The following is an 11,473-nucleotide window of genomic DNA, read 5'->3' as shown; positions in this document are numbered from 1 at the left end:
TGGCGAAAAGGGGCGAAGAAGAGAACCCCCCCACACCCCTCTCCCCCCCCCCCCCCCCCCCCCCGTTGCCCCCCCCCCCCCCCCCCCCCCCCCCCCCCCCCCGCGCGAGCAGTCGACAGAGTCCCAGTCGCCTTATCGGGCGTGCCGGGCAAAGTAATGATCAGTCCACAGGAGGACACCAGTGGCGAAGGCGAAGTTCGAGCGGACTAAGCCGCACGTCAACATCGGCACCATTGGTCACATCGACCACGGTAAGACGACGCTGACTGCGGCCATCACGAAGGTCCTGCACGACCAGTACCCGGACCTCAACCCGTACACCCCGTTCGACGAGATCGACAAGGCGCCGGAGGAGAAGGCCCGCGGCATCACGATCTCGATCGCGCACGTCGAGTACCAGACCGCGGCGCGTCACTACGCGCACGTGGACTGCCCCGGCCACGCCGACTACATCAAGAACATGATCACCGGTGCCGCGCAGATGGACGGCGCGATCCTGGTGGTTGCCGCGACCGACGGCCCGATGCCGCAGACCAAGGAGCACGTGCTCCTGGCCCGCCAGGTCGGCGTTCCGTACATCGTCGTGGCGCTGAACAAGTCGGACATGGTCGAGGACGAGGAGCTCCTGGAGCTCGTCGAGCTCGAGGTCCGCGAGCTGCTGTCGACCTACGAGTTCCCGGGCGACGACGTGCCGGTCGTGCGCGTCTCCGCGCTCAAGGCGCTCGAGGGCGACGCCGAGTGGACCGAGCGTCTGCTCGAGCTGATGAACGCGGTCGACACCGCGATCCCGCAGCCGGAGCGTGACGTCGAGAAGCCGTTCCTCATGCCGATCGAGGACGTCTTCACGATCACCGGTCGTGGCACGGTCGTCACCGGCCGGGCCGAGCGCGGCATCCTCAAGCCGAACGAGGAGGTCGAGATCGTGGGCATCCGCGAGAAGTCGACCAAGACCGTTTGCACCGGCATCGAGATGTTCCGCAAGCTGCTCGACGAGGCCCGCGCGGGTGAGAACGTCGGTCTGCTGCTGCGTGGCATCAAGCGCGAGGACGTCGAGCGCGGCATGGTCGTCATCAAGCCGGGCACCACGACCCCGCACACGGAGTTCGAGGGCCAGGTCTACATCCTCTCCAAGGAGGAGGGCGGCCGGCACACCCCGTTCTTCCAGAACTACCGCCCGCAGTTCTACTTCCGCACCACGGACGTCACCGGCGTCGTCACGCTGCCCGAGGGCACCGAGATGGTCATGCCGGGCGACTCCACCACCATGTCGGTCAAGCTGATCCAGCCGATCGCCATGGAGCAGGGCCTGAAGTTCGCGATCCGCGAGGGTGGCCGCACCGTCGGCGCCGGCACGGTAACGAAGATCAACGCCTGACGGTAACCCCCGATTAGCGTTGCCGGAGAGAATCCGGCATACTAGTCAGGTTGCGTCCGCGCGGGTGGTTGGTTGCTCTCGGGTAATCAACCACCCTCGTCGGGTGTCCGGGTGTGTTTACGGCCCGCCCGGCACTCCAGATCCCCGTGATCGAGTTGTTTGATAATGGCTGCATAGCGACAGCAGGCGCGACACGCCCGACCGCGGGGGTCGGACAACGCAGGATCGACGGTCCTGCGGGCATGTGGAGGCACCGCTTCCACACGTAGCGGCATCGAGAGAAGGAAACAGAAGCCACCATGGCGGGACAGAAGATCCGCATCCGGCTCAAGGCCTATGACCACGAGGTCGTCGACTCCTCGGCGCGAAAGATCGTCGAGACGGTGACGCGTACCGGGGCGCAGGTTGCTGGCCCGGTGCCGCTGCCCACGGAGATCAACCGTTTCTGCGTGATCCGTTCGCCGCACAAGTACAAGGACTCGCGCGAGCACTTCGAGATGCGCACGCACAAGCGTCTGATCGACATCATCGACCCGACTCCGAAGACGGTCGACTCGCTCATGCGCCTCGACCTGCCGGCTGGCGTCGACATCGAGATCAAGCTGTAGGGATCTGCGACTAATGGACAGGCAAGTAAAGGGGATCCTGGGCGCCAAGCTCGGCATGACCCAGGTCTGGGACAACAACAAAGTCGTCCCGGTGACCGTGGTGCAGGCCGGCCCTTGTGTCGTGACCCAGGTCCGCACAGATGAGAAGGACGGCTATGGCGCCGTCCAGCTTGCGTACGGCGCAATCGACCCGCGCAAGGTGAACAAGCCCGAAGGCGGCCACTTCGCCAAGGCCGGTGTGTCGCCGCGGCGCCACGTCGTGGAGCTGCGCACCACCGATGCCGGCGAGTACGAGCTCGGCCAAGAGGTCACCGTCGAGGCGTTCGAGGTCGGTTCGCCGATCGACGTCACCGGTAAGACCAAGGGCAAGGGCTTCGCGGGCGTCATGAAGCGCCACGGCTTCCACGGCCTCAAGAGCAGCCACGGCGTCGAGCGCAAGCACCGCTCGCCGGGCTCGATCGGCGCCTGCGCGACCCCGGGTCGCGTCTTCAAGGGCGTGCGGATGGCCGGCCGGATGGGTGGCAAGCGTTTCACCGTGCAGAACCTGACCGTGCAGGCGGTGGACACCGAGAACAACCTGCTGCTGGTCAAGGGCGCGGTTCCCGGTCCCAAGGGTGCGCTGATCCTGGTTCGCACCGCGGCTAAGAAGGGCGGTGCCAAGTGAGCTCGGTTGACGTGATCAACGCCGAGGGCGCGAAGGCCGGCTCGGTCGACCTGCCGGACGACATCTTCGACGTGCAGGCGAACATCCCGCTGATGCACCAGGTCGTCGTGGCCCAGCTCGCCGCCGCCCGTCAGGGCACGGCGAAGGCCAAGACGCGGGGCGAGGTCGCCGGTGGCGGCAAGAAGCCCTACAAGCAGAAGGGCACCGGTCGCGCCCGGCAGGGCTCGATCCGCGCGCCGCAGTTCACCGGCGGTGGCGTCGTGCACGGCCCCGTGCCGCGCGACTACTCGCAGCGGACCCCGAAGAAGATGAAGGCCGCTGCCCTGCGTGGCGCCCTCTCGGACCGGGCCCGCGATGGCCGCGTGCACGTGGTCGAGGCGTTCCTGACCGGCGACAAGCCGTCGACCAAGGCCGCCATCACGACGCTGCGCAAGGCGACCGAGTCGACCAAGGTCCTGGTCGTCCTCAGCAGCACCGACGAGCTGAACTGGCTGTCGCTGCGCAACGAGGTCACCGTGCACCTGATCGAGGCTGGTCAGCTGAACACGTACGACGTGCTGGTCGCCGACGAGGTGGTCTTCACCAAGGATGCTCTCGACGAGTTCCTGGGCGTGCCGGCCGAGGCCTCCGAGGGGGACAAGTGACCACGATCTCCGACCCGCGCGACGTCATTTTCGCGCCCGTCGTCTCCGAGAAGAGCTACAGCGTTCTCGACCAGAACTGGTACACGTTCCTCGTCGACCCGGACGCGAACAAGACCCAGATCAAGATCGCGATCCAGCAGATCTTCAACGTGCGCGTGCTGACGGTGAACACCGCGAACCGCGAGGGCAAGCGCAAGCGCACCCGGACGGGCTTCGGTCAGCGTAAGGCGACCAAGCGCGCGATGGTCAAGCTGGCTGACGGTGACCGTATCGAGGCCTTCGGCGGCCCGGTCAGCTAAGGGGTTGTAAAAACAATGGCTATCCGTAAGTACAAGCCGACCACGCCGGGCCGTCGCGGCTCCAGCGTCGCCGACTTCGCCGAGATCACCCGGTCCACCCCGGAGAAGTCTCTGCTGGTTCCGCTGCCCAAGAAGGGCGGCCGTAACGTCCACGGGCGGATCACCACTCGCCACCAGGGCGGCGGTCACAAGCGGCAGTACCGGCTGATCGACTTCAAGCGGGTCGACAAGGACGGCGTGCCGGCCAAGGTCGCGCACATCGAGTACGACCCGAACCGCACCTCCCGCATCGCACTCCTGCACTACGCCGACGGCGAGAAGCGCTACATCCTCGCGCCGAAGGACCTGCAGCAGGGCGACCGGGTCGAGTCCGGCCCGGGCGCGGACATCAAGCCGGGGAACAACCTGCCCCTGCGCAACATCCCGGTCGGTACGACGGTCCACGGTGTGGAGCTTCGTCCCGGCGGTGGCGCCAAGCTGGCCCGCTCGGCCGGTGTCGGCATCCAGCTGCTCGGCCGTGAGGGCGCGTACGCCACGCTGCGTATGCCCTCGGGCGAGATCCGGCGGGTCGACATCCGTTGCCGCGCGACGGTCGGCGAGATCGGCAATGCCGAACAGTCGAACATCAACTGGGGCAAGGCCGGCCGCATGCGCTGGAAGGGCAAGCGCCCGACCGTCCGCGGTGTCGCCATGAACCCGATCGACCACCCGCACGGTGGTGGTGAGGGTAAGACCTCCGGCGGTCGCCACCCGGTCAACCCGGCTGGTAAGCCGGAGGGCCGTACCCGCCGCAAGGGCCAGGAGAGCGACAAGCTGATCGTTCGCCGCCGCTACGCCACCCGCAAGCGCGGGTAACGGGAGTAGAAGAAGATGCCTCGTAGCCTGAAGAAGGGCCCGTTCGTCGACGACCACCTGCTCAAGAAGGTGGAAGTCCAGAACGAGAAGAACTCGAAGAACGTCATCAAGACCTGGTCGCGGCGCTCGACGATCATTCCCGACATGCTCGGGCACACGATCGCCGTGCACGACGGACGCAAGCACGTCCCGGTGTTCGTCACCGAGGCCATGGTCGGGCACAAGCTCGGTGAGTTCGCTCTGACCCGCACGTTCAAGGGTCACGAGAAGGACGACCGCAAGAGCCGTCGCCGCTAAGCAGACACACGGATCAGAGGATTTAGGAGCTACAGCGATGCCAGTCAAGGGCGACGCTCCGGTGCTTCCGGGCGCGCGGGCGGTTGCGCGGCACGTGCGCATCTCGCCGAACAAGGCGCGCCGGGTGGTCAACCTCGTCCGCGGTCTGCCCGCGAAGGAGGCTCTCACCGTCCTGCAGTTCGCGCCGCAGGCCGCCAGCGAGCAGGTCTACAAGGTGCTCGCCAGCGCGATCGCCAACGCGGAGAACAACGAGCGGCTGGACCCCGACGCGCTCCTCGTGAGTGAGGCGTTCGTCGACGAGGGACCGACGCTCAAGCGTTTCCGTCCGCGCGCGCAGGGCCGGGCGTACCGGATCCGCAAGCGCACCTGCCACATCACGGTCGCCGTCGAGGCGGTCCAGGTCGCGCGTCCGGCCAAGAAGGCCGCCGCGGCGAAGAAGGCTGCGCCGGCCAAGAAGGCCGCGCCCGCAGCTGAGCCCCAGACGACGGAGGAGTCCGAGTAATGGGCCAGAAAGTTCACCCCACCGGATTCCGGCTCGGCATCTCCACCGACTGGAAGTCCCGTTGGTTCGCCGACAAGCTCTACAAGGACTACATCGGCGAGGACGTAAAAATTCGCCGCATGATGTCCAAAGGGCTTGAGCGGGCCGGGATCTCCAAGGTCGACATCGAGCGCACCCGTGACCGGGTTCGCGTCGACATCCACACCGCCCGGCCGGGCATCGTCATCGGCCGTAAGGGCGCGGAGGCCGACCGGATCCGCGGCGAGCTCGAGAAGCTCACCGGCAAGCAGGTCCAGCTGAACATCCTCGAGGTGAAGAGCCCCGAGTCGGACGCTCAGCTGGTCGCGCAGGGTGTCGCCGAGCAGCTGTCCTCCCGGGTCAGCTTCCGTCGCGCGATGCGCAAGGCCATGCAGTCGGCCATGAAGAACCCGATCTGCAAGGGCATCCGGGTGCAGGTCTCCGGCCGCCTCGGCGGCGCGGAGATGAGCCGCACGGAGTTCTACCGTGAGGGTCGCGTTCCGCTGCACACGCTGCGGGCCAACATCGAGTACGGCTTCTTCGAGGCCCGTACGACGTTCGGCCGCATCGGCGTGAAGGTCTGGATCTACAAGGGCGACGCCGTGCCCGGTCGCGAGGTCGTCACCGAGGCGCCCGCGCGTCCGCGCCGGGACCGCGCCGACCGTCCCGAGCGTCCGCGCCGTGGCCGTTCCGGTTCGTCCGGCACGACCGCCGGCGGGACCGAGGCCGGTCGCGCTGCCCAGCAGGCCGCGGCGAACGCCGACGCGACCCCCGCGCCCGCGCCTCAGAACGACAGCGCCGCTGCTCCGGCCGCGGCCGAAACGCAGCAGGAGGGCTGACCCATGCTGATGCCGCGTAAGCCCCCGAAGGGCTTCCGCAAGCCGCACCACCCGGACCGCCACGGCGCGTCCAAGGGCGGCAACCGGGTCGTCTTCGGCGAATTCGGTATTCAGGCGCTGGAGCCCGCGTACGTGACCAACCGGCAGATCGAGTCGGCTCGTATCGCGATGACCCGCCACATCAAGCGTGGCGGCAAGGTCTGGATCTCGGTCTTCCCCGACCAGGCCCTGACCAAGAAGCCGGCCGAAACCCGGATGGGTTCCGGCAAGGGTTCTCCCGAGTGGTGGGTGGCGAACGTCAAGCCGGGCCGCATTCTCTTCGAGATGTCTTTCCCGAACGAGACGATCGCGCGCGAGGCGATGCGCCGTGCGATCCACAAGCTCCCGATGAAGTGCCGCATCGTTACGCGCGAAGTGGGTGAAAGCTGATGGCAGCGGGCGTTAAGGCAGCCGAGCTGCGCGAGCTCTCCGGTGAGGAGCTTGTCTCGCGTCTGCGGGAGGCCAAGGCGGAGCTGTTCAACCTTCGCGTGCAGGGCGCGACCGGCCAGCTCGACAATCATCGTCGACTGCAGGTCGTCCGCAAGGACATCGCGAAGATCTACACGATCATGCGTGAGCGCGAGCTGGGGCTCTCGACCGCGCCGGATGAGGTGACCGCATGAGTGACGAGAGCACGACCACGGCACGAGCGACCCGCAAGGTTCGCGAGGGCCTCGTGGTCAGCGACAAGATGGACAAGACGGTCGTCGTCGAAGTCGAGGACCGCGTCAAGCACGCCCTCTACGGCAAGGTTCTGCGCCGCACCCGCAAGCTCAAGGTGCACGACGAGCAGAACGCGTGCGGCATCGGCGACCGGGTCCTCCTGATGGAGACCCGTCCGCTCTCCGCCACCAAGCGGTGGCGGGTCGTGGAGATCCTCGAAAAGGCCAAGTGAGTCGTCGGGCCGGCCTCGGCCGGCCCGGCCGACCCCATCCAACCGCCCCGCCCGCCACCCAAAGGCGGACTAAAGGCGGACAGTTCCGCCAAGCTTCGGCAGAGCCGAAGAACTGGCAGACATAGGAGACCCCAGTGATCCAGCAGGAGTCGCGACTGCGTGTCGCCGACAACACGGGTGCACGCGAGATCCTGTGCATCCGCGTGCTCGGTGGCTCCGGCCGCCGCTACGCGAGCATCGGCGACGTCATCGTGGCCACGGTCAAGGACGCCATTCCCGGCGCCGGTGTGAAGAAGGGTGACGTCGTCAAGGCGGTCATCGTCCGCACCAGCAAGGAGAGGCGACGCCCGGACGGCTCGTACATCCGGTTCGACGAGAACGCCGCCGTCATCATCAAGGACGGTGGCGACCCCCGCGGTACCCGCATCTTCGGCCCGGTCGGCCGCGAGCTGCGCGACAAGCGGTTCATGAAGATCATCAGCCTGGCGCCGGAGGTGCTCTGACCGTGAAGATCAAGAAGGGCGACACGGTCGTCGTCATCGCCGGCAAGGACAAGGGTGCCAAGGGCAAGGTCATTCAGGCCTACCCGCGGCAGGACAAGGTCATCGTCGAGGGCGTCAACCGCGTCAAGAAGCACGAACGTATTCGCACCACGCAGCGTGGTTCGAAGACCGGTGGCATCGTGACCCAGGAAGCCGCTATCCACATCTCGAACGTGCAGATCGTGGACGACCAGGGCAAGCCGACCCGCATCGGGTACCGGATCGACGACAACGGCCAGAAGGTCCGCATCGCGCGTACGACCGGTAAGGAACTCTGATGACTGCCGCAACCGAGACCAAGACGCTGCCCCGCCTCAAGCAGAAGTACCGTGCCGAGGTCATCAGCGGGCTGCAGGAGCAGTACAAGTACGCCAACCCCATGCAGGTTCCGGGCCTGGTCAAGGTCGTCGTGAACATGGGTGTGGGCGAGGCTGCCCGCGACGCCAAGCTCATCGACGGCGCGGTCCGCGACCTGACCACGATCACCGGCCAGAAGCCGCTGGTCCGCCGGGCCACCAAGTCCATCGCCCAGTTCAAGCTCCGTGAGGGCATGCCGATCGGCGCGAAGGTCACCCTTCGCAACGACCGCATGTGGGAGTTCCTGGACCGGCTGCTGTCCATCGCGCTGCCGCGTATCCGCGACTTCCGCGGCCTGGACGGCAAGAAGCTGGACGGCCACGGCAACTACACGTTCGGCCTGACCGAGCAGTCGGTGTTCCACGAGATCGACCAGGACCGGATCGACCGTACGCGGGGCATGGACATCACGGTGGTCACGACCGCCACGACCGACGACGAGGGCCGGGCGCTGCTCAAGCTCCTGGGCTTCCCGTTCAAGGAGAACTGAGCATGGCTAAGAAGGCGCTGATCCTGAAGGCTGCCGCGAAGCCGAAGTTCGCCGTGCGCGCTTACACCCGCTGCCAGAAGTGCGGTCGCCCGCACTCGGTCTACCGCAAGTTCGGCCTGTGCCGGGTTTGCGTGCGGGACATGGCTCACCGTGGTGAGCTGCCCGGCGTTTCCAAGGCTTCCTGGTAACCGAGAGAAATACCGCTTCGCCGTAGGCCCGGGCATCTGGGAACCCCGGCGAGAAAGGTTGACGAATACCCATGACGATGACGGACCCGATCGCAGACATGCTCACGCGTCTGCGTAACGCCAACCAGGCGTACCACGACAAGGTGACCATGCCCTTCTCGAAGATCAAGGCGAACATCGCCGAGGTCCTCAAGGCCGAGGGTTACATCGCCTCCTGGGCGGCTGAGGAGCCCGAGGAAGGCGCCGTCGGCAGGCGTCTGGTCGTTGAGCTCAAGTACGGCCAGAACCGCGAGCGCAGTCTCGCCGGCATCAAGCGCGTTTCCAAGCCCGGCCTTCGGGTTTACGCCAAGTCCGACGAGCTCCCCCGGGTGCTCGGCGGCCTGGGCGTCGCGATCATTTCGACGTCCCAGGGGCTGCTGACCGACAAGCAGGCCCGCAAGCGGAGCGTTGGCGGGGAAGTCCTCGCCTTCGTCTGGTAACTGGAGACTTAGACATGTCGCGAATCGGACGTAAGTCGATCCCGGTCCCGGCCGGCGTCGATGTCACCATCTCGGGCCAGACCGTCAAGGTCAAGGGCCCCAAGGGCGAGCTCTCGCACACTGTCGCCGAGCCGATCACGGTGGAGCGCGAGGGTGCCGAGTTGCACGTCAACCGCCCCAACGACGAGCGCAAGGCCAAGGAGCTCCACGGCCTCTCCCGTACCCTGGTCGCCAACATGATCACCGGCGTCACCGAGGGCTACAAGAAGACGCTCGAGATCAACGGCACCGGTTACCGCGTGACGGCGAAGGGCAAGGACCTCGAGTTCGCCCTGGGCTTCTCGCACCCGGTGAACGTGACGCCGCCGGCCGGCATCAGCTTCTCGGTGGAGCGGCCGACGCAGTTCACGGTCGCCGGCATCGACAAGCAGCTGGTGGGCGAGGTCGCCGCCAACATCCGGAAGATCCGTCCGCCGGAGCCCTACAAGGGCAAGGGCGTCAAGTACCAGGGCGAGGTCATCCGCCGCAAGGCTGGAAAGGCAGGTAAGAAGTGACCGCCACGCTGCTCAAGCGCCGCAACGGCGGCGGCGTCGCCGCCAAGCGGGCCGTGGGGAAGGCGCGCCGGCACTTCCGGGTCCGCAAGAACCTTCGCGGCACCGCCGAGCGTCCGCGCCTGGTCGTCAACCGTTCGTCGCGGCACATCTCCGCGCAGATCGTCGACGACCTCAAGGGCCACACGCTGGTGTCGGCCTCGACCCTCGACGCCTCCGTGCGTGGCACCGAGGGCGACAAGAGCGCCCTGGCCGGCAAGGTCGGCGCGCTCCTCGCCGAGCGGGCCAAGGCCGCGGGTGTGTCCAAGGTCGTCTTCGACCGCGGTGGCAACAAGTACGCGGGGCGGATCGCCGCGCTGGCCGATGCCGCCCGCGAAGCCGGACTCGAGTTCTAGGAGGAATTGACCAATGCCTGGTCAGCAGCGCCGAGGCGGCGGGTCCGGCGGTAACACCGAGGGTGGCAACCGCCGGGACAACCGCCGTGAGGGCGGCCGCGGCAACGCGCCCGTCGAGAAGACCCCGCATCTCGAGCGGGTCGTCGCGATCAACCGTGTCGCCAAGGTCGTCAAGGGTGGTCGTCGCTTCAGCTTCACCGCTCTGGTGATCGTGGGCGACGGCGACGGCACCGTCGGCATCGGCTACGGAAAGGCCAAGGAGGTGCCCGCGGCCATCGCCAAGGGCGTCGAGGAGGCCAAGAAGCACTTCTTCAAGGTGCCGCGGATCGGCGCCACGATCCCGCACCCGATCACCGGAGAGGCCGCGGCTGGTGTCGTGCTCCTCAAGCCGGCGTCCGCCGGTACCGGCGTCATCGCCGGTGGCCCGGTGCGTGCCGTGCTCGAGTGCGCGGGCATCCACGACGTGCTCTCGAAGAGCCTCGGCTCGTCGAACCCGATCAACATCGTGCACGCGACGGTGGCCGCGCTGAAGGGCCTCGAGTCGCCGGAGATGGTCGCGGCTCGCCGTGGCCTGCCGGTCGAGGACGTGGCGCCGGCGGCCATGCTGGCGGCGCGCGCGGAAGCGGCGGTGCACTGATGGCACGCTTGAAGGTCACCCAGATCCGATCCAACATCGGCCGCAAGCAGAACCAGCGGGACTCCCTGCGGTCGCTCGGGCTGAAGCGGATCAACGATGTGGTGGTCAAGGAGGACCGCCCCGAGATTCGGGGCATGATCTTCGCCGTGAACCACCTCGTGACTGTTGAGGAGGTCGAGTAATGGCGATCAAGGTCCACCACCTCCGCCCGGCGCCCGGAGCCAAGACCGCGAAGACCCGTGTGGGTCGCGGTGAGGGCTCGAAGGGCAAGACCGCCGGTCGCGGTACCAAGGGCACCGGCGCCCGCAAGAACGTCAGCGCGGCGTTCGAGGGTGGGCAGATGCCCATCCACATGCGGCTGCCGAAGGTCAAGGGGCTGAAGAACAAGCCCCGCAACAAGGTCGTATTCCAGGTCGTCAACCTGGACCGTCTCGCCGAACTGTTCCCCAGCGGTGGCGAGGTCGGCCCGGCGGAGCTCGTCGAGGCCGGTGCTGTCCGCAAGGGCCAGCCGGTCAAGGTGCTCGGCTCCGGCGAGCTGGGCGGCGTGTCGCTGACCATCTCGGCGCACGCCTTCAGCGAGTCGGCCAAGGAGAAGATCGCAGCCGCCGGTGGTTCCGCCACCGAGCTGTGAGGCTTGTGGGGGTGCTCGCCCGGGTGCCGAAGAAAAAGCGTCGCCCGGGCAGCATCCCCTTTGTGGCGTCTGACCAGCCATTTCTCCGGGCGGTCAGATGCCTACTCGCGGTGAGCCGTACCGTGACTCACCGCTCCGCTCCAAGACTGTTAGAGTCCGTTCCCAGCT

At 67.2% G+C, this 11,473-nt stretch carries 22 protein-coding genes; all 22 read left to right on the top strand.

The window, feature by feature from the left end:
- Positions 1-181: 181 nt before the first annotated feature.
- Positions 182-1,375 carry an elongation factor Tu gene (gene tuf, locus ACZ6TB_RS39420; RefSeq protein ID WP_465563821.1) on the top strand — a complete coding sequence of 398 codons (1,194 nt, stop codon included), beginning with the start codon at positions 182-184 and terminating at the stop codon, positions 1,373-1,375.
- 299 nt (positions 1,376-1,674) lie between these two features.
- On the top strand, positions 1,675-1,983 hold the full coding sequence (rpsJ, locus tag ACZ6TB_RS39415; RefSeq protein ID WP_007073037.1) for a 30S ribosomal protein S10: 309 nt from the start codon (positions 1,675-1,677) through the stop codon (positions 1,981-1,983).
- Between the two features lie 13 nt (positions 1,984-1,996).
- Positions 1,997-2,647 (top strand): 50S ribosomal protein L3, encoded by a 651-nt coding sequence (rplC, locus tag ACZ6TB_RS39410; RefSeq protein WP_465563818.1) that lies wholly within the window; start codon positions 1,997-1,999, stop codon positions 2,645-2,647.
- Entirely contained in the window at positions 2,644-3,291 is a 648-nt protein-coding gene (gene rplD, locus ACZ6TB_RS39405; RefSeq protein WP_465563817.1) for a 50S ribosomal protein L4, read from the top strand. The genes rplC and rplD overlap by 4 nt, the downstream gene beginning before the upstream one ends.
- Positions 3,288-3,590: a 50S ribosomal protein L23 gene (rplW, locus tag ACZ6TB_RS39400; RefSeq protein WP_465563815.1), complete on the top strand. Its 303-nt coding sequence runs from the start codon at positions 3,288-3,290 to the stop codon at positions 3,588-3,590. The genes rplD and rplW overlap by 4 nt, the downstream gene beginning before the upstream one ends.
- 15 nt (positions 3,591-3,605) lie before the next feature.
- Complete coding sequence (gene rplB, locus ACZ6TB_RS39395) at positions 3,606-4,445, top strand: 50S ribosomal protein L2 (protein ID WP_465563813.1); 840 nt, start codon at positions 3,606-3,608, stop codon at positions 4,443-4,445.
- Positions 4,446-4,460: 15 nt separating this feature from the next.
- The gene (rpsS, locus tag ACZ6TB_RS39390; RefSeq protein WP_014687760.1) at positions 4,461-4,742 is read left to right on the top strand and encodes a 30S ribosomal protein S19; all 282 of its coding nucleotides are present in this window, start codon (positions 4,461-4,463) and stop codon (positions 4,740-4,742) included.
- Positions 4,743-4,779: 37 nt separating this feature from the next.
- Positions 4,780-5,244 carry a 50S ribosomal protein L22 gene (gene rplV / locus ACZ6TB_RS39385; RefSeq protein WP_465563810.1) on the top strand — a complete coding sequence of 155 codons (465 nt, stop codon included), beginning with the start codon at positions 4,780-4,782 and terminating at the stop codon, positions 5,242-5,244.
- Entirely contained in the window at positions 5,244-6,101 is an 858-nt protein-coding gene (rpsC, locus tag ACZ6TB_RS39380; protein ID WP_465563808.1) for a 30S ribosomal protein S3, read from the top strand. The genes rplV and rpsC overlap by 1 nt, the downstream gene beginning before the upstream one ends.
- 3 nt (positions 6,102-6,104) lie before the next feature.
- A complete protein-coding gene (gene rplP, locus ACZ6TB_RS39375) occupies positions 6,105-6,530 on the top strand; it encodes a 50S ribosomal protein L16 (RefSeq protein WP_020513593.1) in 426 nt (141 codons plus the stop codon).
- Complete coding sequence (gene rpmC / locus ACZ6TB_RS39370) at positions 6,530-6,763, top strand: 50S ribosomal protein L29 (protein WP_433300634.1); 234 nt, start codon at positions 6,530-6,532, stop codon at positions 6,761-6,763. Before rplP ends, rpmC begins: the two co-directional genes overlap by 1 nt.
- On the top strand, positions 6,760-7,035 hold the full coding sequence (gene rpsQ / locus ACZ6TB_RS39365) for a 30S ribosomal protein S17 (protein ID WP_433300635.1): 276 nt from the start codon (positions 6,760-6,762) through the stop codon (positions 7,033-7,035). The genes rpmC and rpsQ overlap by 4 nt, the downstream gene beginning before the upstream one ends.
- A 134-nt stretch (positions 7,036-7,169) precedes the next feature.
- Positions 7,170-7,538: a 50S ribosomal protein L14 gene (rplN, locus tag ACZ6TB_RS39360; RefSeq protein ID WP_014687766.1), complete on the top strand. Its 369-nt coding sequence runs from the start codon at positions 7,170-7,172 to the stop codon at positions 7,536-7,538.
- Positions 7,535-7,855 carry a 50S ribosomal protein L24 gene (gene rplX / locus ACZ6TB_RS39355; protein WP_465563853.1) on the top strand — a complete coding sequence of 107 codons (321 nt, stop codon included), beginning with the start codon at positions 7,535-7,537 and terminating at the stop codon, positions 7,853-7,855. The genes rplN and rplX overlap by 4 nt, the downstream gene beginning before the upstream one ends.
- Positions 7,855-8,424 carry a 50S ribosomal protein L5 gene (gene rplE, locus ACZ6TB_RS39350; RefSeq protein WP_465563805.1) on the top strand — a complete coding sequence of 190 codons (570 nt, stop codon included), beginning with the start codon at positions 7,855-7,857 and terminating at the stop codon, positions 8,422-8,424. Before rplX ends, rplE begins: the two co-directional genes overlap by 1 nt.
- A gap of 2 nt (positions 8,425-8,426) precedes the next feature.
- Positions 8,427-8,612 carry a type Z 30S ribosomal protein S14 gene (locus tag ACZ6TB_RS39345; RefSeq protein ID WP_020513598.1) on the top strand — a complete coding sequence of 62 codons (186 nt, stop codon included), beginning with the start codon at positions 8,427-8,429 and terminating at the stop codon, positions 8,610-8,612.
- Between the two features lie 71 nt (positions 8,613-8,683).
- Positions 8,684-9,091 carry a 30S ribosomal protein S8 gene (gene rpsH, locus ACZ6TB_RS39340; RefSeq protein WP_020513599.1) on the top strand — a complete coding sequence of 136 codons (408 nt, stop codon included), beginning with the start codon at positions 8,684-8,686 and terminating at the stop codon, positions 9,089-9,091.
- A 14-nt stretch (positions 9,092-9,105) separates the two neighbouring features.
- Complete coding sequence (gene rplF, locus ACZ6TB_RS39335) at positions 9,106-9,645, top strand: 50S ribosomal protein L6 (RefSeq protein WP_465563802.1); 540 nt, start codon at positions 9,106-9,108, stop codon at positions 9,643-9,645.
- Entirely contained in the window at positions 9,642-10,037 is a 396-nt protein-coding gene (gene rplR / locus ACZ6TB_RS39330; RefSeq protein ID WP_465563800.1) for a 50S ribosomal protein L18, read from the top strand. The genes rplF and rplR overlap by 4 nt, the downstream gene beginning before the upstream one ends.
- Positions 10,038-10,050: 13 nt before the next feature.
- Positions 10,051-10,674 (top strand): 30S ribosomal protein S5, encoded by a 624-nt coding sequence (rpsE, locus tag ACZ6TB_RS39325; protein ID WP_465563798.1) that lies wholly within the window; start codon positions 10,051-10,053, stop codon positions 10,672-10,674.
- On the top strand, positions 10,674-10,856 hold the full coding sequence (gene rpmD / locus ACZ6TB_RS39320; protein ID WP_465563797.1) for a 50S ribosomal protein L30: 183 nt from the start codon (positions 10,674-10,676) through the stop codon (positions 10,854-10,856). The genes rpsE and rpmD overlap by 1 nt, the downstream gene beginning before the upstream one ends.
- Positions 10,856-11,305 (top strand): 50S ribosomal protein L15, encoded by a 450-nt coding sequence (gene rplO / locus ACZ6TB_RS39315; protein ID WP_465563795.1) that lies wholly within the window; start codon positions 10,856-10,858, stop codon positions 11,303-11,305. The genes rpmD and rplO overlap by 1 nt, the downstream gene beginning before the upstream one ends.
- Positions 11,306-11,473: the final 168 nt, after the last annotated feature.

Source organism: Actinoplanes sp. NPDC051537 (genome assembly GCF_055586105.1).
The sequence above is the reverse complement of the archived record's forward strand: the minus strand, read 5'-3'. Positions and strand labels throughout refer to the sequence as shown.